This window comes from Methylomonas rhizoryzae, assembly GCF_008632455.1.
Lineage (GTDB): Bacteria > Pseudomonadota > Gammaproteobacteria > Methylococcales > Methylomonadaceae > Methylomonas > Methylomonas rhizoryzae.
The window spans coordinates 2,489,524-2,512,586 of record NZ_CP043929.1; the positions used below are offsets into that span (position 1 = coordinate 2,489,524).

Here is a 23,063-nt window from a genome sequence, read left to right on the forward strand (position 1 = left end):
CAATCGACTAGCGTGAACCTTGGCTTAAGCTATCCACACGATTTTATCCTTCAGGAGCAGCCGCCATGTTAGCCGATCCATCCGTCAAATACCGATCATTTACGCCGCCGGCCTTGCCCGACCGGCAATGGCCCAATCGCAGCATCCGCCAAGCACCTATCTGGATGAGCACCGACTTGCGCGACGGCAACCAAGCACTGTTCGAACCGATGGACGCCGCCCGCAAATTGCGTTTGTTCCGCAGATTGTGTGCAATCGGTTTCAAAGAAATCGAGGTAGCGTTTCCGTCCGCGTCGCACACCGATTTCGACTTCGTGCGCAGCCTGATCGAACAACAGCTGATTCCGCACGACGTCAGCATAGAAGTGCTCAGCCACGCCCGCGAACCCTTGTTGCGCCGCACCGTCGCCGCTTTGCAGGGGGCCGGCCGCGCCATTGTGCATATCGTCAACCCGACTTCGGCACAATTTCGCGACCTGGTGCTAAGCATGAGCCGCCGGCAAGTATTAGACATGGCGGTCGACGCGGTGCGTTTGGTACGCGAACTGACCGCCGCCCAAGCGCAAACCGAATGGCGTTTGCAATACAGTCTGGAGGCTTTTACCGCCACCGAAGCCGAATTCGCGCTGGAGGTCTGCGACGCGGTCAGTGCCGCCTGGGACGCCACGCCGGACAATAAAATCATCTTGAATCTGCCGGCCTCGGTGGAAACCGCCACGCCCAATCTGTTCGCCGACCAAATTGAATGGATGCACCGGCGCATCGCCCGCCGCGATAGCGTCATCTTGAGCATACATCCGCACAACGACCGCGGCACCGCGGTGGCCGCGGCCGAATTGGCCTTGATGGCCGGCGCCGAACGAGTCGAAGGCTGTTTGTTCGGCAACGGCGAGCGCACCGGCAACGTCGATTTGGTGACCTTGGCGATGAATTTGTACACGCAGGGCGTGGCGCCGGGCCTGGATTTTTCCGACATCGACGCCGTGGTGTGCGATTACCAAGCCTGCACCGGTTTGAACGTACCGCCGCGCCAGCCTTACGCCGGCGATTTGGTGTTCACCGCTTTTTCCGGCTCGCATCAGGACGCGATAAAGAAGGGCCTGGCCGCACAACAGCCCGGCACGGTCTGGAACGTTCCTTATCTGCCGTTCGATCCCGCCGACGTCGGCCGCAGCTATGACGCGCTGATCCGCATCAACAGCCAATCCGGTAAAGGCGGCGTGGCTCATCTATTGGAAGCGCGTTACGGCATGGTGTTGCCGCGCCGCATGCAAATGGAATTCTCCCGCGCCGTGCAAGACACTGCCGACCGGCACGGCGGCGAGATAGCCCCCGAGAGCTTGTGGCAATTATTTTCCCAATGCTACCTAAACACCGATAAGCCGCTACGTTATCGGCACCACGAGTTGTACGAGACCGCTCAAGGCCAGGGCATACGCTTGAGTGTCAACCTCGACGGCAATCCACGCGAAATCGACGCGGTCGGCAACGGTCCTCTGGACGCCGCGCTGCATGCTTTGAGCGGTATCGGCTTTGCGGCGACGGTGCGCAGTTTCGAACAACGTTCGCTCGCCCCCAGCAGCGTCGCCGGCAATGCCGCAGCCTGCGCCTTTGTGGAACTGGCGTCGGTTAGCAGCGGTAACATTCGTTATGGTGTAGGCATAGACGCCAATATCGTCACCGCTTCTCTGCGGGCCTTGTGCAGCGCGCTGAACCGTTTGGCGACGTCAGTGCAGCGGCAAACCACGCACCCGGATATTGTCCCATTGCCGGCCAAGGTCTCTGCGGCCTAGTATCGGCGCAATCATCCGGGCAATAACGCTTGCAGTCATTAACCCGGCCCCCTTACAGACCGTTAAGTCCGAACGGAATACTGCTAATAAACGGGGCCGGGTTAATCGTGGATTGCGTTTGCCGCTCAGTTCCTCGATCTTATCGCAAAGTTGTACCGGGCCAAACCTGAGAAAACACTCGTCTTTTCAGTGGAAGAAAGTCAGTTCGAAGGCTCTTCGAATTGCTCCACCATCATATCCAGTTCTTTGCTGAGTGCGGAAACGCTACCGCTATTTTCGCTCGCCAAACCGGCATGTTCGGTGGTGGAACGAGCCAGATTGCCTATCGCTTCGACGGCTCGGGAAATATCCTCGGCCACCGTTTGTTGCTGATCGGTCGCCGCGGCGATTTGCACGATTAACTGATTGATAGCTTCCACCGACTTGGCGGTGTCCTGCAGTAATTGGCTGGAATTTTTACCGTGCTCGGCACCTTGCGCCGCCATCTCGCGTACCGAGGCCATTTCTTTGACCGCATTGCCGACTCCCGATTGCAGCCCGCCTATCATGCTTTGAATCTCTTCCGTCGATTGTTGAGTCCTCGCCGCCAAAGTTCGCACCTCGTCGGCGACCACCGCAAACCCACGGCCTTGCTCGCCGGCCCGCGCGGCTTCGATTGCCGCGTTCAACGCCAACAGATTGGTTTGTTCGGCGATACCTTTGATCACGTCCAATACCCCGCCTATCCGTCTGCTGTGTTCCGACAACACCTGTATCACTGCTTCGGCTTGTTGTACCGCTGCCGTTACGTTGGCCATCATATCCAGCGTCTCGTTGACGGTTGCCAGCGTCTGCAACGATTGCCGGCTCACCTCGTTAGCGGAAATTGCCGCACTCGAAGCATTTCTCGCCACTTCGCCGACCGATGCGCTCATTTGATGTATCGCCGCCCCTACTTGGTCGATTTCCGCCTGCTGTTGATTCATCGCCGAACTGACCGCGGCAATCGCTTGGTAAGTGGAATTTGCCTTCCCTGCCAAGGGCTCGGTTGCTTGTATTAACCGGCGAATAATCGTTCGCGATTTGGCTTTCATCATTTTAAGCGCGAATAATAACTGCCCCACCTCGGTACCATCGTCGGTATAAACCTGTTGCATGATCGGATTGTCGACCACCCGCCTGGCTTCCGAAGCCGCTCGGGCAAGCGGCCTCAGCATCAGCCGCATCCAAAACCAAACGACCACCGAAATGCCGACAAACAGTCCAATTGCTCTTGCCGGCTCCACCCAACCCAGTGCCCCCGCTACGCCGATTATCGATGCCAGACTGAAAACCAAACCAAGATTTAATCTTGCCGGTAAGCTGAATCTGTCGAACCGTGAGGTGGGGCTGTTACCGGAATTCAATTTCGCGTAAACGCTCTCGGCACGTTCGACCGCGGCTCGGTCGGGTTGCACCCGCACCGATTCGAAGCCGATGATGCTGCCTCGGTCAAAGCGCGGAGTAACGAAGGCATCCACCCAATAATGATCGCCGTTTTTGCAACGATTTTTCACTATGCCCATCCATGGCTTTCCGGCTTTGATCGTTCGCCACAAGTCGGCAAACGCCTCTTTCGGCATATCCGGGTGACGGACGATGTTATGCGGCTGCGAGAGTACCTCTGCTTGCGTATAACCGCTGACTTTTAAAAAATCGTCGTTAACATAAACGATGCGACTGGCAGGATCGGTCGCCGAGGTAATGATAGTGGAGGGGCCGTAGGTGATTTCCCGTTGCGTAACCGGCGGGCTATTCGTTTTCATTATTTTATCCTTTCGTCCTGATGGTGGGGATTATCCAAAACTCAAAACGGCATCGAGCAGATAAGGTGCAAGTATAGTTGCTAACAAAGCCATAGCGACTCGACGATATAAACGCAGCAACGATTCGCGCCGCCCTCCCGGGAAACGGGCAAATGCTTGCCGCTTAGGCGGCAATATTTTTCACAAGACAATAACCGGCCGGCGTTTCACCCCATCGAAACGGTTAACAAGGCCGGTCTCGCCGTTTTTTCTTAACTTTTCTTTACCCAACTTTACCCTTAACCCACTATTTTACAAGGAGTTTAGGCCGATAACTTGCTCGCATCCTCTTGTAGCCCGAGCACAGGCTGCAACCGGGGCGCCGGGTTAGCGGCGCAAAAATCAACAATCGATACAGGGGTAACGTCCATGAACATCAACAGCCTCAGCAGTACCCATTCCGCGGCCGCCATGTCCGGCATGCGGCCCATGCAACGGCCGGATCCTGGCAAAATGGCCGAAGATTTATTTTCCAAACTGGACAGCAAAGGCCAAGGCTATATCGAAAAATCGGACTTGGAAGCGGCTTTAGGCAATATCGGCAATTCCAACAGCACTCATGCAAGCAATTCGGCCGACGAAATGTTTTCCGCGCTGGACGGCGACGGCGACGGCAAAGTCACGCAGCAGGAAATGGCCGCTACTTTCGAGAAAATCGCCTCGGAACTGGACGGGCCTTTTCCGCGCATGCGCATGCAAGGCCAAGGCGACATGCCGCCTCCGCCCCCCGAAGCGGGTCAGGAGCAACAGGACCCAGGTTTTAGTAAAGAGCAATTGACCGAGCTATCGCAAAGCAGCGACACGGGCGATAGCAAAATGACCGAAATGTTCGGCCAATTGGCGGAAAATTTCGACGCAGCCGACAGCAATGGCGACGGTAAAATCAGCCACGACGAAGCCATGGCTTACCAACAAGCCAACGATAGCTCGCAACCCGTCGACGACACCGGCAACAGCCGGACAGACGGCAGCCAATCCGACACCGACCGGCAATTGCTAAAAACCATGATGGATTTGTTTCACGCTTATAGCGGTTACGGCGATAGCTCGGAAAACAACGGATTTTCGGCTTCCGCATAAACCCGGCAAGGGCCGTAGCCCGCTGGTACTAGCCGGTAGCCGGGGATTTACCCGTTTTTACCTACACTGTAACCGGGTTTGCCGGTAAAACAGGCATAATGGCGTCGTCGTTCACTGCAGTGTCACCGCCTATGTCCGTTTTACCGCTCTCGTTCGGCCGCCGTTTGGCAGCGGCTGCCTTGATCCTGTCGACCGCAGCCTGCAGCCAGCGCCCAGCGTTATTGTCGGCAGACGAACAACAGGCAAAAACCCAAGCCATGATCGCCGACGGCGGCTATTTCGCGACCGGCCGGCACGGGGTGATTGCCGCACAAGACCATTGGCGCCGCGCTGCCGACATCGTGGACGTTTCGGTACTCGTACCCGCCATGCCCGGCCAATACCCCTTGATCGTGTATTTGCCGGGTTTGGGGGAACAAGCGGATGCCGGCAAATTGTGGCGCGAATATTGGGCTAAAGCCGGTTACGTGGTGGTTAGTCTGCAGCCTAAAGAGATCGCCGACGCCCTGATTCAAATCGGCCCGCCGCCCGCCGCCACGGAATCCGGCGGCTTTTGGCCCGACTTCGGCGGCCGGACCGACGAAAGCGACGAAGACGACGACGAACAACGCGGCAAACGCCGGGCGGCAGACGCCCGCGCCAGCGAACTGCGCTATATCGGCCATCAATTATTCGCTGTCGATGCCTTGCAAAAGCGCCTGGATTTGACGTTATGGGCGCTCGAGCAATGCCTGGAACGCAGTCGCAATCGCCAAGGTTTATACGCCAAAGCCGACCCGCAACGCTTGCTGTTGGCCGGTTACGACCTGGGCGCGCAAACCGTCGCCGCCTTGATCGGCGAACGTAACGGTCCGGCGCCGGCTTCAGCGCCGCCGACGGCTTTGGCCGCCGTGTTGCTCAGTCCTAGCGCCGACCCGGCTCTAGGCACGGCCGCCCAGCGTTACCAAGACATTCAGCGCCCGTTTTTAGCCGTTACGTCGGACACCGACCACGATCCTTACGCGATCAGTTCGCCGCAAATCCGCACCGCCATCTGGCAATACGCCCCGGCCGGCGGCAAATGGTTGCTACAGCTCAAAAATGCCGAACACCGATTGCTGGCCGGCACCGGTTTCGCTCTGCCGAGCGCCGAACACGGTCACGACCGCGGCCGTGGTCGCAACGGACCGCCCGCCGGCGGCCCGCCGGGCTACACCGGCAGCGCGGGCTTCGGCGGCCCTGGAGGCCCCGGCGGCGGTCACGGCGGTCCTCCCGGCGCGGGACGCGGGACCGGCGGACCGGATGATGAGGACGGTGAACCGGGCGGCGCCTCAGCCGCGATTGCGGCCATCTACTGCGTTACCCTGGCGTTCTTCGACGATATCGCCAAACAGGATAATTTCGCCGAGCTGTGGTTGCGGCAAAATGCCGGCCCTTGGCTGGGAAAAACGGGGCGATTACAATGGAAATAAACCTCCAAGCGGCCGCCGGACGGTTAACCGACCGCGTCACAGCGCGTGCAACGGAACCTAACGAAACTGGCGCGCGTCGTAGCGCTGCCTAACCCTTAGCCGATCATCGCCCCACCCTGTCGCAATCGCTTTCGCGCTCACACGGCATGAACAGGACAAAACCGCAGCACATGGAACCCAACACCGCCCGCATCGTCGCCATCAGCCTCAGCATGCTGCTACCGGGCTGCATGCTGGGGCCGGATTACCAAGCGCCGTCCCCCGAACTGCCTAACGCTTGGCGCCAAGCCGGCCATTCCGCGCCGGCCGCTGCAGCGGCCGATGACCCACGCTGGTGGCAAACCTTTGACGACCCGGTGTTAAGCCGTTTGATCGTGATGGCACAAACCGGCAACCGCGACCTGAAACAAGCGGCCGCCCGCGTCGAGGAAGCCAAAGCCCGCCGAGAGCTGGCGTTCGCCAATTTACTGCCGACCTCGTCGCTGACCACCTCGGTCAATCAAACCGGCAGTGCCAAAGCCGCCGGAATCAGCGCCGGCTCCACCGGTATCGGTCGCACTTTCGAACATTACAGCCATACCTTGAGCGCCAGTTGGGAGCTGGACCTATTCGGTAAATTGCGCCGCAGTCTGGAAGCCGCCGAAGCCACGGAACAAGCCGCCCAGGAAGATTTGTACGCGGTACTGGTCAGCTTGTATGCGGAAGTCGCGCAAACCTACATCGAATTGCGCGGCTACCAGGAGCGGCTGACCATCACCGAAACCAACTTGGCCACACAAACCGACACTTACGAGATTACTCAATGGCGGCAGATGGCAGGCTTGAGTACCCAACTGGACGTCGAACAAGCCAAAGTCACGTTGGAAAATACCCGCGCCAGTTTGCCCAGCCTGCGCAGTTCGCTGCAGCAAGCCAAACACAACCTGGCGAAATTGACCGGCCAAGCCCCGGACGCCTTGTACCAGTTGTTGGCACGGCCGGCGCCGATTCCGGTCGCCAACCGCGACATCGCTCTGGGCATACCGGCGGATTTACTTAGGCAACGCCCGGACGTGCGGCAAGCCGAACGCAAGCTGGCGGCGCAAACTGCGCAAATCGGCGTTGCCGAAGCGGCCAATTACCCGGATTTCACCCTGTCCGGTTCAATCGGGCTGGATTCTTTGGCATTTGCCAATTTGTACACCGCCAGTGCCAAAGCCTTTCAAATGGCCGCCAAATCCGCGTTGGTGCTGCTGGACGGCGGGCGGATTCGCGCTAACGTAGCGATTCAGAGCGCGCTGCAACAACAAGCCTTGGGGTTTTACGAACAGACATTATTGACCGCGTTGAGCGAGGTGGAAAACGGCCTGATTGCTTACCGGGAGGAAAGCCAACGCCAAGACGCACTGAAGGTCGCGGTGGAAGCCGGCGATAACGCCCTGGCCATCGCCAAATTGCAATACCAGGCCGGCACCAGCGATTTTCAAGCGGTGTTGGAAACCCAGCGCGCCCTGCTCAACAATCAATTGCAATTAGCGCAAAGCCGGGCCGACCTCGCCAGCTATTTAGTGCAAGTCTACAAAGCCCTGGGTGGCGGCTGGCAAACCCGCATCACACCGCCAACAGGAGAACAGGAGGATCATGAACGATCATAACTCACCCGACTCGGACGATATCGCCGACGTTCTAGGCATGCGTCCCACGCCATCGCAGCCGCTGCGCAAAGGCCTGGCTTGGTTTTTGGCCTTGGCCTTGGGACTTGCAATTTGGCTGGCATTAAACGGCGAATCCGAAACCGTCGCTTACCAAACCGAAAGTGCGCGCCGCGGCACGTTGTCGGTAACGGTCAGTGCTACCGGCACCCTGGCGCCGCTCAAGGAAGTGCAAGTCGGCATCGAGGTATCGGGTACCATCAAAAGCGTGGAGGTGGATTACAACGACCAAGTCGAAGTCGGCCAGGTGTTGGCCCGGCTGGACACTACCCGGCTGGAGGCACAATCGCTGCAGGCGCAGGCCGCCTTGGCGGCGGCCAAGGCCAAAGTGCAGCAAGTGCAGGCCACGGTCAAGGAAGCCGAAGTGCAACTGGCCAAACTGTTGAACGTAAGGGAACTCAGCGGCGGCAAAGTGCCGTCGCAGTACGACCTGGACGCCGCCGAGGCCACCCTGGCCCGCGCCCGGGCCGACCAAGCTTCCGCGACCGCCAGCGTGGAACAGGCGCAAGGCACCTTGAACGTCAATTTGACCGACTTGACCAAAGCCGTAGTCAAATCGCCGATCAACGGCGTGGTGCTGACCCGCTCGGTGGAGCCGGGCCAAACGGTTGCCTCGCAATTTCAAGCGCCGGTATTGTTCACCCTAGCCGAGGATTTGACGCAAATGGAATTACAGGTCGACGTGGACGAAGCTGACGTCGGCTTGGTCAAGCCCGGCCAGCACGCCGAATTCAGCGTGGACGCCTACCCGGATCGCACTTTTCCGGCCGAAATCGTGCAAGTGCGTTACGGTGCCGAAACCGTGGACGGCGTGGTCACTTACAAAACCGTGCTACGGGTGGACAACGCCGAATTGTCGCTACGCCCCGGCATGACCGCGACCGCCATCATCACCGTGGAACGCCACAACGACGCACTATTGATTCCCAACGGCGCCTTGCGTTTTACCCCGCCTAAACCGGCGACCGAAGACGAAGCAAACGGCGGCATCTTGGGCGCCCTGCTGCCGCACCCGCCGCGCTCGGAAACCGGTCGGGCCGTTTCGGCGGCCAGCGACAACCGGCAAACGCTATGGACATTACAAAACGGTAACTTGACCGCCGTCGAAATCGACAAGGGCGCCAGCGACGGCCGCTATACCGAAGTCGTTTCCGGCAATTTGCCGGAAGGCGCCGCCATCGTCACCGGACTGGCAAGCAAACCGTGAGTATTAGCGGCCCGTTGCTGGAATTGCAAGCCGTACACAAACGCTACGGCAGCGGCGACGCCGTCATGCACGCCTTGCGCGGCGTCAGTTTGCGCATATTTCCCGGCGAATTTTTGGCCGTTATGGGACCAAGCGGCTCGGGCAAAAGCACGTGCATGAACATCTTGGGCTGCATGGACCAACCCAGCGCCGGCCGTTATTGGTTTCGCGGCGTCGACGTCGGCGGCCTGTCGCGCGACCAGCGTACCCTGCTGCGCCGGCATTATCTGGGGTTTATTTTTCAAGGCTTTAATCTGCTGAACCGTACCTCGGCCCTGGAAAACGTGGAAATGCCGCTGATTTACCGCGGCATGCCGGCCAAGGAACGACACGCCGCCGCGTTGCAGGCTTTAGACACGGTCGGTTTGCGCGGCTGGGAACGTCACATGCCCAACCAGCTGTCGGGCGGTCAACAGCAGCGGGTAGCCATCGCCAGGGCCATCGTCACCCGACCGTTGCTGCTGCTGGCGGACGAGCCGACCGGCAATCTGGACAGTCAACGCAGCCGGGAAATCATGCAATTGTTGAGCGCCTTTAACCGCGACTTAGGCATTACCGTGGTCATGGTTACCCACGAGGCCGACATGGCGGCTTACGCCAAGCGGGTGGTGCTTTTTCGCGACGGTTTGATCGCCCAAGACGGCGCGGAGAACGGAACATGCTGAGCGTGGCTTTCAAACTGGCGTTTTTGGCCTTGCAGCGCAATTTGCTGCGCTCGGTCCTGACCATGCTGGGCATCATCATCGGCGTAGCCGCGGTGATCGTGCTGGTCACCCTGGGCAGCGGCGCCACCCTGCAAGTAACCCAACAAATCTCCAGCCTGGGCAGCAATTTGCTGATGATCAGCGTTGGCAAACGCATGGGGCCGGGACAAAGTTCGTCGGCCCCGGCGTTTCGCCTGGCCGACGCCGAAGCCATCACCCGCGAGATGCCGGAACTGCAGGCGGTAGCGCCTCAGTCCTCCGCCTCCAGCACCGCGATTTACGCCAACCAGAACTGGGGTACCACGGTCACCGGCGCTACCGACCAGTATTTCATGGCGACCAATCGGGACGTATCCGCCGGCCGTTTGTTTTCGGCCAGCGAAGCCCGCTCCGGCGCAGCGGTGTGCGTCATCGGCGAAACGGTGCGCAGCCAGTTGTTCGGCGGGCAAGAACCTATCGGCGCCCGCATCCGCCTGCAAAAGCTGGCTTGCGAAGTGATAGGCGTGCTGACCGCCAAGGGCCAATCCAGCATGGGTACCGACAAGGACGACCTCGTGGTCGTGCCGTTGCGCACGTTTCAGCGCCGCATCGCCGGCAATACCGAAGTCCGGCTGATTCAAGTCTCGGCCAGAGACGGCGTATCCACCGACGACGTCAAGCGGCAACTGCAACAACTGCTGCGTAACCGCCGGCATTTGGCCGCCGACGAAGACGACAATTTCAACGTCACCGACATGAAGGAAATCGCCGCGATGGTGTCCGGCACCACCAAAATGATGACCAGTCTGTTAGGCGCAGTAGCAGCGGTCAGCCTGCTGGTGGGCGGCATCGGCATCATGAACATCATGCTGGTGTCGGTGACCGAACGCACCCGCGAAATCGGCATCCGCCTGGCCATAGGCGCCCTGGAGCGGGAAATCCTGCTGCAATTTCTGGTGGAAGCCGTGGTGCTGTCGTCCACCGGCGGCCTGATTGGCATTTTGTTGGCCTTGGCCGCGTCGTCGCTGCTGGCCGGCGTGCTGCAAGTGCCTTTGGTACTGAATCTACCCATCATAGTGGGCGCATTCGCCTTTTCCGCCTCGGTCGGCATCGCCTTCGGCTACGTCCCGGCCCGCAAAGCCGCCCGGCTGGACCCTATCGAAGCGCTGCGGCACGAATAGCCGAGCGAATGCCAAAACGAATGCGCGCGATTTTGCGCGGTCAAAACCGTATTGAAATCTACAACCGGCTCTGAAATGGTTTAATCATCCCAGACACTTCGAAAGACACTGTTTATACTGTCTTTAGAGGTGAATGTGAGCGCTAAGCGCGCCGGCGTCGCGCTTTGCCGCTCGCTTCCTGGGTATGCTTGGTTTTGAAGGTCTGCCGTTTGGCTTGCTGTTTATCTAACGGATTTGGTAAGCCTTTCGGTTGATAGCCGGGAATCAAATGCTGCTTGCCGTTGCCGATCAAATCCGCCCGGCCCATTTGCTTCAGCGCCTCGCGCAGCAACGGCCAATTGGCCGGATCGTGGTAGCGCAAAAATGCCTTGTGCAAACGGCGTTGTTTCATGCTGCGCGGTATCGAAATATCCGGGGCGTTGCGGCCGACTTTATGCAAAGTGTCCTTACCGGAGTGATACATGGCGGTGGCAATCGACATCGGCGACGGCAAAAACGCTTGCACCTGATCGGCGCGAAAACCGTTACGCTTCAGCCACAGCGCCAGATTCAACATATCGGTATCCGTCGTGCCCGGGTGGGCGGCAATAAAGTACGGGATCAGGTACTGCTCCTTGCCGGCTTCCTTGGAGTATTTATCGAACATCGCTTTAAAGCGGTCGTAACTGCCCATGCCCGGCTTCATCATTTTCGACAACGGCCCTTGTTCGGTATGTTCCGGGGCGATTTTTAAATAGCCGCCGACGTGGTGGCTGACCAGTTCTTTGACGTAGGCCGGCGTTTCCACGGCGATGTCATAACGCAAGCCGGAGGCGATGAAAATTTTCTTGATGCCGGGTAAGGCCCTGGCCCGCCGGTACAGCTTGATCAGCGGCGTTTGATCGGTATTCAGATTTTGGCAAATGCCGGGGTACACGCAAGACGGCTTGCGGCACGAGGCTTCGATGGCCGGGTCTTTACAGGCCAAACGCCACATATTCGCGGTGGGTCCGCCCAAATCGGAAATGTGGCCGGTAAAGTTCGGCGATACGTCGCGTATAGCCTCGATTTCTCGAATAATGGAATCTTCCGAACGATTTTGAATGATGCGGCCTTCGTGTTCGGTAATCGAACAAAAACTGCAGCCGCCGAAACAACCGCGCATGATCAACACCGAGTGCTGAATCATCTCGAACGCCGGGATGTTGGCCTTGCCGTACTGACGATGCGGCAAGCGCGAATACGGCAATTCGAACACGCCATCCATCTCTTGGGTGGTCAAGGGCAAAGGCGGCGGATTGACCCACACTTCGCGGTTATCGTGACGCTGAATCAAAGCCCGCGCGTTACCGGGATTGGTTTCGCCGTGCATCACCCTGGAAGCGTGCGCGTACAAAATCGGATCGTCCTTAACCGCGTCGTAATCCGGCAAACGAATCACGGTTTGCCCGCGCTGACGGTTGGCGATCGGTTTGAATTGAATGACTTGCTCGCCGGCATCGGCCTTTGCCGAGGTTTCGCAGGCCGGCTGCTCCTGATACGGATTGACGTGCGAAATCACCGCGCCCGGCGCATCCAGCTGGGTGGAATCTTTCTCCAGCCAGCCCTGCGGTACTTGCTTGACGAAGTGCACGGTGCCGCGTATGCCTTTCAAATCGTGAATGCTTTCGCCTTTGGCCAGCCTGTGGGCAATCTCTACGACTTGCCGTTCGGCGTTACCGTACACCAGCAAGTCAGCCTTGGAATCCAACAAAATCGACTTGCGTACCTTGTCCGACCAATAATCGTAATGGGCGATGCGCCGCAAACTGGCTTCTATGCCGCCGATGACGATAGGTACGTTTTTATACGCCTCGCGGCAGCGGTGCGAGTACACGTTCACCGCTCGATCCGGACGCTTGCCGGCGGCACCGTCGGCCGTATAGGCGTCGTTGGAACGGATTTTCTTATCCGAGGTATAACGATTGACCATGGAATCCATATTGCCGCCGGTTACCCCGAAAAACAATTTGGGCTGGCCTAATTTTCGAAAATCTTCGGCGCTGTGCCAGTCCGGCTGGGAAATGATCCCCACCCTGAAACCTTGCGCTTCCAGCACCCGGCCGATCACGGCCATGCCGAAGCTGGGGTGATCCACATAGGCGTCGCCGGTGACCAAAATTACGTCGCACGCATCCCAGCCCAAAGCCTGCATTTCCTCGACGCTCATCGGCAATTGCGGCGCCGGCCCAAAGCGATGGGCCCAAAATTTACGGTAGCCGAAGATATTCGGTGCGTTGTGAATCATAGAAAACTGCCTGGCGGTAATGCGTGAGGGTTACAGCAATGAAAGACCGTTAACAATCGGCTTATCGGACGTTGAGCGCAATCCGGATCCGACACGGCTTACGCGCAGAAGGTTTTGCGGCACCGGCTCCATTGACCGCCTGCCGCACTGCAAGTGCATTATTTTCCTCGAATTTACTCCCGGCGTCCAATTGAATGCCTGTAACTTTCCGCACCGGTATTTATTAATCCCGGCAAACCACGCCGAAACGCTTAGCATTGACGCCGGCGGCACCAACCATGCGACCGGTTTACCCGCGGATTTTTAACCATGGGCAAATTACGGGATTTACCCCGGTTTATGACGAAAAATCAGGCATTCCACACAATTCTTTCGCTAGCAACCCCCCTGAATCATTCGGCTATTTGGCATCCGGCAAATGGTCACCCAAAATGCGGATTATCGCTCACACCGTTCCCAGGCCGGCACACCCACTCCAAAAATTTGCCGCAAGCATCAAGGCGAAAGCGACCATGTCAAAATCTAAGCGGTTAAAACTCAATCGAAATTTCACATTTTCCTCACTCTCACGACACACATATCAAGCTTACCCAAGCCGTTATCTATCACTTATACCCAGTCGCTTTACTTATTAAAAATCTCCAATAGTTCGTGCAAACCGGTAACTATTAATTGATACAGGCATAACAATTGCCTTTGCATGCTTGGTAAACATCAGTTTATTCGCTAGCTGATGCCCAACAGCGATCGATACCGCGGCACTTGCCACCCCGAGAGCCGCGGGCGCGATTGCCGGCCTTGGCGTTAAGCATGCCGGATTTTTCCGGATTTGCCCGCGCAGGCCGTTAACGGAATTGGCTCTCGGCCAATTCGTATTCAACCATCAGGGAGATACTTTGCAATGAGATACAGACCGATAACCCGATTTCAGGGCGGCACAGGCAAATCCATGGCCTGCACCGCGCTTCTGTTGGGCTTGCTAACCAATCCGCTATACGAAGCGGATGCCGCGTCCAAACCGTTAAAGGCCACGACCAAACGCATTAACGGCGAAATCGCACTGGTAGGCAAAACCGCTCGCAGCATTCCGCAAGGCGCCAAGATCACCGTCTTCGATGCCGGCAGCAACACTATTGTGTATAGCGGAAGCACCGATAGCAAACGGGCTTTCAACATCAAACTTTCAGGTAGTTCAACCACGCCTTGCCTGCTGCGCATGGAAGTTACCAATCCCGGCGACAATACCGTCACCCGGGCCTTGGTCAAAGTAACCGGCGCCCCGGCAAGTTGCGCGGTTCCCGAGATGGGCATCGCCTCGCCGAGCCAAGACCTCGAAATCGTCGCCGGTCAAACCGTGGATTTTACCGCCGGCTCTATCAGCGTCGGCAAGAAGTCCAAAAAAACCGCAGCCGCAGCCGCCGCGGCGACATATGCTTGGTCGTTCGGCGACGGCAGCCAGGACGGCTCCGGCACCAGTGCCAGCCACACTTACACGATTCCCGGACGCTATAAAGTCACCCTGAGCGGCTGGCTGGACGAACAGTCCGTCAAGGACGCACTGGTGGTTTCGGTGATCCCGCCCACCGGCAGCAATCCCTATCCTAAAGTCGCCGAACAGCCGGCGCCGCAGCCGGCTTCCGGGATGCCCGGCGCCGACGGCAGCAACGATACCGATGCCTACGTGGTCATGCCTTTCGAGGACACCGGCATGCAAGGCGGCAGTCAAGTTACCCTACCCTTCAACAGCTTGAATCCTTACAACGCCTTGAACGCGCAAGTGTTGAAAAAAGTGCCGCGCAAACCCATCATTGTTTCTTCCGACCAAGTCGGCGTGTTCTACTCCGCCGCCTCCAACCCATTGGATCCCTTGGGAGCCAACTCCATCAATTCCACCAGCCAGAACTTGTTCGCCGACCAAACCGCCGGTGCCAATTTTGATCCCGACACTACCTTGTGCGTTTGGTCGTGTTTGCCGACTTACAACAGCGACGGCTCGTTAAAAACGGCCGGTAAGGAAACCAAATTGATAGCCGGCCACGATTATCAAGACGCGGTGCTGGCCAAAAGCGAGTTCTGGGACCGCTCGTATCAACCCTGGGATAAACAGACCGGCGCGGCGAATCCCGTGCAATACGGGCAAGCCGGCATAGACGGTCACAACCGAGTGACTTTCAACGGCGTACAAGCCATGACCAAACCGGACCAAGGCATAGCCGGCCACGTCGACGGCGGCACGGGCAAACGCGCCATGCCGGGTATCGCCGATCCCTACAAACGCAACGACCCGCAAACGTTCGATTACAGCAGCGATCAAAGCGCATTCGTAGCGCAAAACATTCCGGCCAGCGACATCGACGACCAAGGCCGGGTCAATCCTTATCCTTTGATGCGGGTCGAAGCCAAAGTCGGCGGTCAACGCGTTGCGGCTGCCGACGCGGTATACACCACGGCTTCGGAAACCCGTTGTCGGGAATGCCATAGCAAGGGCCAAATGGCAGCCGACGATCAGGTATGGCGCACTCCGGTGCATGAAAGCGAATTGCGCAATGCCGACGGCTCTCCGGGCCCGGCTACCGGCAATGGCAGCTTCTTGGAAGGGCAAACCCCGGCTACGATTCCCAGCCTGAGCGGCGATTTGTTCGCCGACTTTACCAAGTACGGTTACGGCCCGGCCATCCACAACCGTTTCGACGACCAGCACGTCGCCTTGACCGATAAAATCGACAACCGCCCACCCAACGTTGGCAAGAACTACGATGCCAACGGCTTGCGTACCGACCGGGTAGTTGAATCGCGTTACTGGAATTTAACCGCTAACGCAGCTTGTACCAAAGGCCAAACCGATTGCAAACTGCAACTGCGCTTGAAATTCAAGGCTGCGGAGGACTACGGCGACAAGGACGACTGGAAGGCCCAGGAAAAAGCGGCACTATTCAACGCCGCACTGATGCACGATTACATGACCAAGTATTACTACAATCAGGCATACGGTGAGTTAAACCTGTACGGCAATGCTTACCCGGCGCTGGATCCGGCCGCAGCCAGAACCACGTATGCCACCACCTTTGCCGACCAAGCCGAAGAAAAAGGCAAAGGCTCATTAGGTGCGGCCTGCGCCGGCCACCACACCAGTCAGTTGAAAGCCGACATCGGCGCCGGCGCGCAAGCTTATCAAAACGGCCTGTCCAACTTCTCCGGCACCATGCACGCCTTTCACGGCAAATTGCAGGTTTATAAAGACGGCGAGAACAAGGGCCGGTTGATCCGCGACGAACGCGGTCACCCGTTAATGTTCGGCGGCCGTGGTTGGGACTCCATGCACTTCGACGAGGCCAATATCCGGCAAAAAGCGGCTGGAACGGTCAACGCGGACGGCAGCTTGGTCGATCCGAGCAAGGAAACCCGCAACCTATGGGATACGCTGAAAAACAACTGGGCGCCGGATCGGTTTCCCATGCATCCGCAAGGTCGATTGCTGTACCCATTCGGCGAACAAGTGGCTATGGATGAAAACTGCAGCAACTGCCATACCGGCAAAACCGAACACGGTTACCGCGACATTCACCATGCCGCCGGTCTTAAATGCGACAATTGCCACGGCGACATGCTGGCGGTCGGCAACAGCTATCCCAACGAGCAATACAATTACGCGTTAACGGCCGGCAGCCTGAAATTAGGCGAGGACGATCCCGATACCCTGACCCAACTGGATTTCAGACGATATTGGATAGACGAACCCGATTGCGGCTCCTGCCATATGGGCGACGCCAAATCCGGCGATTACAGCCCCGGCGTGATGAAAACCGCCTGGAATGCCGCCGACCCGGCAAAGGCTTCCAGAATACCGATGAACGCCCGTTTCGCCGTGATGCCGCACGAAGAGGAAAGACCGGAAAAAGCCACGGCAACCCAAACCGAAGTCGACCTGGGCTTAGCCGCCAAGGTAGGCGATACCTTCTATCGCAAAGTCAAGTTATCCCAGGCTTTGTACCGGAAAAGCGGCGACGTGCACGGCTCCGGTAGCGGAGGCGACCTGAACTGTTCGACCTGCCACGGCGGTTCGCACGCTACCTGGCCCAATCCGGAACCTAACGCCAACGACAACCTAACCGCGATACAGCTGCAAGGTTACGAGGGCAAAATCATGGAGTGTTCGGTTTGTCACGTCAAAGACGATTTCGTTACCGGCTTGGTGGCGACGGACGGCGGCGATGCCAGCCATGAGTTTCCGAACGGTGCCGGCGTTGCCCAGGGTATTCGAGCCGGCAATGTGGTCACTCCGGCAAGTTCCAGAGCCTATCTGGCCGGTCCGCACGGCATGCATCCCGTCAACGACGCCTCCTGGTACAAACACGCCGAAGGTGCCGCGGCCAGCGCCAAACCCAAAAAGATCAACGGCGGCTGGCATAACGACATGGCGAAAAAGCCCGGTCCGGACGGTGAAGACCAATGCGCCGCCTGCCACGGCGCCGACCACAAAGGCACGCGCTTGTCTAAAACCCAAGTCGAAAGGACGCTGACCAACGACAAAGGCAAGCCGGTTAAAGTCGCCAAAGACCAAATCATCGGCTGCGATCTTTGCCATAGCTTGAAAAAGAGCTTTATCGGCGCCCCGGATCCCAAATCGCCGACGGGCGGTTGGCCGGCGGCTAAAGACCACGCACCGCGATTGCCGGAACCGTTCGACAGCAATCCGGACGAAACGGAAGGCCATAGCTAGCCTTACGGCTTAACCGGCAAAACGAAAAGGCGCAGGGATGCGCCTTTTTTCGAGGTTAGATGCAGCCGGAACGCAGCAAATAACGCCGGACAAGCACAAAGCATGGCTGGAAAGCCGATTGTCCTGGGTAGCCAATTACTGCCATTGATTAAGCCAATATGATGTATTCCAGCCTCCAATCTTGGATTTTCAACCCCTCAAGTGGGTAAAAAAGCCCGGTCATTGGTAACCAATACAGCATCAACGGCTATTGCGTAGGCTGCAATCGGCAAGTCCATACTAGGCTAAGGAAATCGGCGGGTATGCAGGGCCCCAGCGCCGCGAAAAAATCGCTTTAATCCGCCGGTTTAGGCGACAAGATTACATCGCCGGTCTCCGGGTCTTTACGGATGAAAACTTCCTGGGTTTCGAAGCGAAACGCCGCCGGTAGTCGAACGGCTTGGCTGCGGCCATTGTTGAACAAATTAGCGATTTGGCACATGGTGGCTCCAAGAATATAGTCATCACGCTTCAAATTTCGGTTTTGCTTCCCTCACCCCATCCCTCTCCCGGAGGACGAGGAGCGGAGGTACCGAAATTTGTAGCTGATGTAGACGACACAATTATTCAAGCCGGTTTTTAACCACGAATTACAAAAAATGCCGGTCATTCCGGGCGGATGGTTGTGCGCAGGCGAGAAATACGATACCTCTCGTCTTGCAAGCTTTCAATCAAGGCCGGACAGGTGCCGGAGCTAACTTCCTGCTACTACCGGGTCTTGTTACCCATATAAGCAATGCCGAACGGATTCAAGCCGACATGTATGGTGTGCAGGTATTTGGGACTGGCGGGATCGCGGATGTCGTACACCGTCACCACTCCGCTGATTTCGCCGGGATCGTGGCCGGAATGAGATATGTACAATTTGCTGTCGTTTTTGGTGATCGCGATATTGTGCGGCACGTCTTCGTCGGTTTCTTCCGAGCCTTCCCCGGTATCGGTTTTGCCGATCACTGTATTGCCGGTCACGCCGATCGCCTGCAAGCCGTCCACGCCCTTGCCGGTGATGTTGGTGGTGAAAAAGGTCTTGTCGCTATGGGTCCAGCCCGTTCCGTGGGCGTTGGGAACGTCGATAGGATCGTGCAAGGGCTTCAAATCCTTGGTATTCAACACGTAAACCTTGCTGTTGGTTTGGCAGGCCACATACACCACGGATTTTTTCCAACCTATGCCGACGTGCGGATCGCCGCCGACCTCGGCTTGGTGGGTCAATTTGCGTTTCTTGGTATCGTAGCGCAGCACGTAACCTTTGCCGTCGCTGGTACCCAGCACGGTGACCAGGGCGAACTTGCCTTTGTTGTCGATGGCGATGTCGTGCGGTTTGCCGCCCAAATCGATCAGCGTTTGCGGAATATTAAAAGTATCCAGCGTCGCCAGGGTTTTCGGTTTCAGTACCGAAATGGTTTTATCGATGTCGTTGACGGCCCACAACTGCTTGCCGTTGGGATCCACCCACATATGGAAAGCCCCCTTTCCTACCGGCACCGAATCCAGCAACTCAAAGGTCTTTGCATCCAGCATGGTCACCGCGCTGTTGGTTCTATCGTTGACGTAGATGCGGTTCAGCTTGGGCACGTAACTGACGTACATGGGATCGGGCGGCCGAAAACCCGGTACCGCCAGCGAAACCGTGTCCGTCACCATATCGGTTGCGACGTCGATTACGGTCAAGGTGCCCGAGGTTCGGTTGGTTACCAAGATCTTGCCGGTATCGGTGGGATCGGCGGCGAATACGGGCCCACTAGCCAGACTAGCGCACAGCGAGCCAATAACAGCCGACTGCCGCGCCAATCGTGGCAGCTGAATGACAGTTTCGATTTTCATAGTTGGTTTCCCTCGGTTGACTAATGGATTCCGCCGCCGGGCGGCGGAATCGGCTGGGCACTCGTTTACTTTTGAAAGCTTTGTTCCAGGCTATGGCATACATCGCAGCCGATATATTGGCCGGCTTTGATGGACACCGGTTTGCCTTTGCCGTTGCTGAAGCGTCTATCCACGGCTGCTTTCGACAAGCGGGTACCCTTGTGGTCGGCCCCGTGACAGGCGGCGCATTGATCGCTCTCCGCGCCCATGCCCGGTTTTTTGGCGAATTGATTGTGATAACCGCCGTCATGGCCGCTGCCTTGAGTGTCTTGCCACCAATAGGGGTCGTTGACCGGGTGCATGTTGTGCGGGCCGGCCAAGATGCCGGTGCCGTAACGCACCCCGTCCACCGCGCCGGTTTTGAATGCGTCGTCGCTATGGCAGACGTTACACTCCAAAATCGTGCCGGTATGCCCTTGCAGTTGCAAGGCCGTGACGTTGTCGTTGGCGTAGGGACTAGGATTAGGCCAGGTAGCGTGGGTCGGTCCGTGGCAGCTTGCGCAAGGCAAGGCGCCGTGACGATCCACGCTGTTGCGGAACAGGCCGCGTTCGCAAACGTTGTTGCCCGCGCTCAAAGTGTCCGTATAAGTGCCCAACGGACAGGCTTGGCCGTCCTCGCTGACCTCCACGGGATGGTACCCGCCGACGCTGCTGAGCTTGGGGGTCAAATTCTCGGCAAACCGTTCGTTTTTCGCCTCCAGGATGACGAATTTACCGGTGGTCATATCGTAGCTGCGCCGCAGTACCGGTTCGTCGCCGTTGCCGGTATGGCAGGAGGCGCAGCTCGGCAAGCCGTCCCGATACGGGTGTCTGGGATATTCGTCGAATTTAATAGGCAGGTTGTTATCCGGCGGATTTTCCGAGGTCGACCGGGATACCATGGCGCTGGCCCCGGCCTGCACCACCATGTCGCCGTGGCAATCGATACAGTTGACGCCCGCCGCCGCCATCACGTCGCGTTGGTATTTGTCGCGCTTGCCCTGATGACAAAACAAACAACTACCTTCCGGGGTGCCGGCATCTTTAACCTGAAACAGTAGCGGATGAGCCGAATCGAGTTTTTGGGTCAAATCGGCCATTTTGAAGCCGCCGCTGACCGGCAAACGTTCCAAACTCCCGGTGTAATCGGCGTTTAACGTTCCCAACATGCGGCCGTGGGTGTTGTGCAAGGAATTCGAATATTCCGGACAGGAACCGCCGCCGGCCGATACCCAATCCGCCTGCATCGGCTCCCAATTCTCGTTGACTTTAGGGTCGGAGCGGTGGCAGAAATTGCCGCAAGCATCTTGGGTGCCGTTAGTCGCCGGCCGGCCCATGATGGTCCAGCCGGGCCAGGCCGCCTCGCTCATCCAGGACGGAGGATCGTTCAAGCCGCGCGCAAAGGAATAAGTGAAATCGTGCAGCAAGGCGATATTGCGCATGGCCGCCTGCTCGATCACGTCGCGTTCGTCCTTACGTTGAGCATCCAAATCCTCCGGTTTGACGAAGGTCGGGATCTTGATTGCGAATCCTTTGTATTTGGCCAGCTCACTGCCTTCCGCGGCATTGGCTACGTCTTGGCGCAGCTGGTCGTAAAAGGCTTGGTCGGCACCGATTTTGCCGTAGCTATGACAATCGGCGCAGTTGAATTCGGTACTGACGCCGACCACGGCGTCGCCTGTCGCCAATACCTTGCCGTTCGCTTCCGCCTGTACCCGCATCAGAGGATAGGGATTGTGCCGGCCTTGATCGTCGGTCGGAAACAACACGATGCCGTCGGCTTCGAACACGTTGCGCTCGGCGTCGAATACGTTGAAAGCCTGCGGATCGTTGGCGTGATAAGGATTAACGATGCCCGGCATGGCCACACCGGTCGGCTGCAGATAGCCTAACCACGTCTGTACCTCGCCTTCCCAAATCGAATAGGCGGTGCCGTCGTAATAACGCTGCCCTTCGTCCGGCAAAATTTCGTATGCGCCGAAGGTGTTGGCATCGCTGTCGGGATCGAACTGGTTGAATTGGCCGAAACTGCAAGTTGCCGAGTTAATCACGTGGCCCGTGCCTTTCACCGTACCCAAAAGCTTGCCGCGTTCGGTCGGTTCGCCGTATACGCCTTGGTTGCCGCCGGTAAATTCGCACGGATCGTAAAAATCGGATTTTTTGATTGTCGCCTGCGCATAACGGCTACCCACCGGATAGTTCTGGCTGGTCGAATTGATGGATCCGGCGCCCACCGGGTCGGCCGGGTTCGAGGCCGCCGAGAAGCGCACCTGCACATCGGTTTGCGACATGAACACCGGTTTGTCGCCGCCGACCGAGCCTTTTTTCAGCACGACCGCGTCCAGCCAGTTGATCGGGTACATTTGCGGCATGCCCTTGTAGCTTAGGTCGTGGAATTCCATGCTGAACGGCGTGAACGGCAAAACCACGTAGCCGTCGCCGGCAATGCCGTTGCCGACTTGCGTCTGCTCGGCGACTTTGGCCGGAATGTCCGGCGGCGAGCCGGCGGTAATCAATACGCGGTCCGAACAGCGGGCGCCGCTGATGTCGGATGCGGTAAAGGTCACCCAGAACCGGGCATCGCGTGCCAGATTAAAGCTGACCGGCCCGGTTTCCTTGCCGGTGGGACGCGCGTCCGCCGCGCCGCCGAAATCCCATTCGTAGCGCAAATACGCGCTTCTGGCCCGTTTCACATCGCCGATAAAACTCAAAGTGGCGCCGTTGGCTATGACCTGGTCATTCGCCGGCCGGATGATTTGGCATAGCGGCGGCGCGTCACGCCCTTTGCACCCGGTTGCACCCTTTACCGGCTTGACCAGCGCTTTTCCGCCCGATTCCACCCGCACCCGGCACGGCAGAGCCGGCAAATCTTCCAGCAATAACTCGGCTTTGCCGCTAGCGGTAGTCGACCGGGCGATTTCCTGATTCATGTAATCGTCGTAAACGACCACTTGGCTATCGTTGCTCTTGATCGAAAGCTTGAGAGCGCCGGCGACGTTAACCGCCTTGACCGCTTTAGGCTTGGCGAAAGCGGTTTCGGCCGCGCAGAGCATCCCTAGCAGAATGAATAGCGGCCCCATTACTTTCATCGGTAGCGGCAAATATACGGTATGCAATTCGATCTCCCTTGCGGATTAACTTAAACGAAGTTAGCTTGCTGATTTTCTAAGTGACCACACCTGCCGACGGTGGCCGCATCCGGGTATTTGAGTTGCAAAGCAAACAGCGGACCATGACTCAAGAAACGC

At 57.9% G+C, this 23,063-nt stretch carries 13 protein-coding genes; 8 read left to right on the top strand and 5 right to left on the bottom strand.

Going from position 1 to position 23,063, the window contains the following annotated elements; translation table 11 throughout:
- Positions 1–65 precede the first annotated feature (65 nt).
- Positions 66–1,793, top strand: a complete 1,728-nt coding sequence (gene leuA, locus F1E05_RS11130; protein ID WP_150048448.1) for a 2-isopropylmalate synthase — start codon at positions 66–68, stop codon at positions 1,791–1,793.
- 200 nt (positions 1,794–1,993) lie between these two features.
- Here the strand turns inward: leuA and F1E05_RS11135 are convergent, their stop codons facing one another.
- Positions 1,994–3,577 carry a methyl-accepting chemotaxis protein gene (locus F1E05_RS11135; protein ID WP_150048450.1) on the bottom strand — a complete coding sequence of 528 codons (1,584 nt, stop codon included), beginning with the start codon at positions 3,575–3,577 and terminating at the stop codon, positions 1,994–1,996.
- 408 nt (positions 3,578–3,985) lie between these two features.
- Between F1E05_RS11135 and F1E05_RS11140 the strand changes: the two genes are divergently transcribed.
- The 6 genes from F1E05_RS11140 to F1E05_RS11165 all read left to right on the top strand — a co-directional run bounded on the left by F1E05_RS11140 (position 3,986) and on the right by F1E05_RS11165 (position 10,948).
- A complete protein-coding gene (locus F1E05_RS11140) occupies positions 3,986–4,696 on the top strand; it encodes an EF-hand domain-containing protein (protein WP_150048452.1) in 711 nt (236 codons plus the stop codon).
- Between the two features lie 131 nt (positions 4,697–4,827).
- The gene (locus tag F1E05_RS11145; protein ID WP_150048454.1) at positions 4,828–6,147 is read left to right on the top strand and encodes an alpha/beta hydrolase; all 1,320 of its coding nucleotides are present in this window, start codon (positions 4,828–4,830) and stop codon (positions 6,145–6,147) included.
- A 146-nt stretch (positions 6,148–6,293) separates the two neighbouring features.
- Positions 6,294–7,781, top strand: coding sequence for an efflux transporter outer membrane subunit (locus tag F1E05_RS11150; RefSeq protein ID WP_232056632.1), 1,488 nt, complete (start codon positions 6,294–6,296; stop codon positions 7,779–7,781).
- Positions 7,768–9,045: an efflux RND transporter periplasmic adaptor subunit gene (locus tag F1E05_RS11155; protein ID WP_150048456.1), complete on the top strand. Its 1,278-nt coding sequence runs from the start codon at positions 7,768–7,770 to the stop codon at positions 9,043–9,045. Before F1E05_RS11150 ends, F1E05_RS11155 begins: the two co-directional genes overlap by 14 nt.
- Positions 9,042–9,749: an ABC transporter ATP-binding protein gene (locus tag F1E05_RS11160; RefSeq protein WP_150048458.1), complete on the top strand. Its 708-nt coding sequence runs from the start codon at positions 9,042–9,044 to the stop codon at positions 9,747–9,749. Before F1E05_RS11155 ends, F1E05_RS11160 begins: the two co-directional genes overlap by 4 nt.
- A complete protein-coding gene (locus F1E05_RS11165) occupies positions 9,743–10,948 on the top strand; it encodes an ABC transporter permease (protein WP_150048460.1) in 1,206 nt (401 codons plus the stop codon). Before F1E05_RS11160 ends, F1E05_RS11165 begins: the two co-directional genes overlap by 7 nt.
- Positions 10,949–11,090: 142 nt before the next feature.
- Here the strand turns inward: F1E05_RS11165 and F1E05_RS11170 are convergent, their stop codons facing one another.
- Positions 11,091–13,214 (bottom strand): YgiQ family radical SAM protein, encoded by a 2,124-nt coding sequence (locus F1E05_RS11170; protein ID WP_150048461.1) that lies wholly within the window; start codon positions 13,212–13,214, stop codon positions 11,091–11,093.
- 901 nt (positions 13,215–14,115) lie between these two features.
- Between F1E05_RS11170 and F1E05_RS11175 the strand changes: the two genes are divergently transcribed.
- Entirely contained in the window at positions 14,116–17,934 is a 3,819-nt protein-coding gene (locus tag F1E05_RS11175) for a PKD domain-containing protein (protein ID WP_150048463.1), read from the top strand.
- A gap of 334 nt (positions 17,935–18,268) precedes the next feature.
- Here F1E05_RS11175 and F1E05_RS11180 read toward each other — a convergent pair whose 3' ends face one another.
- The 3 genes from F1E05_RS11180 to F1E05_RS11190 all read right to left on the bottom strand — a co-directional run bounded on the left by F1E05_RS11180 (position 18,269) and on the right by F1E05_RS11190 (position 22,931).
- On the bottom strand, positions 18,269–18,415 hold the full coding sequence (locus F1E05_RS11180; RefSeq protein ID WP_150048465.1) for an antitoxin: 147 nt from the start codon (positions 18,413–18,415) through the stop codon (positions 18,269–18,271).
- Between the two features lie 266 nt (positions 18,416–18,681).
- The gene (locus F1E05_RS11185; RefSeq protein ID WP_150048467.1) at positions 18,682–19,797 is read right to left on the bottom strand and encodes a YncE family protein; all 1,116 of its coding nucleotides are present in this window, start codon (positions 19,795–19,797) and stop codon (positions 18,682–18,684) included.
- Positions 19,798–19,862: 65 nt separating this feature from the next.
- Complete coding sequence (locus F1E05_RS11190; RefSeq protein ID WP_150048469.1) at positions 19,863–22,931, bottom strand: cytochrome c3 family protein; 3,069 nt, start codon at positions 22,929–22,931, stop codon at positions 19,863–19,865.
- Positions 22,932–23,063: the final 132 nt, after the last annotated feature.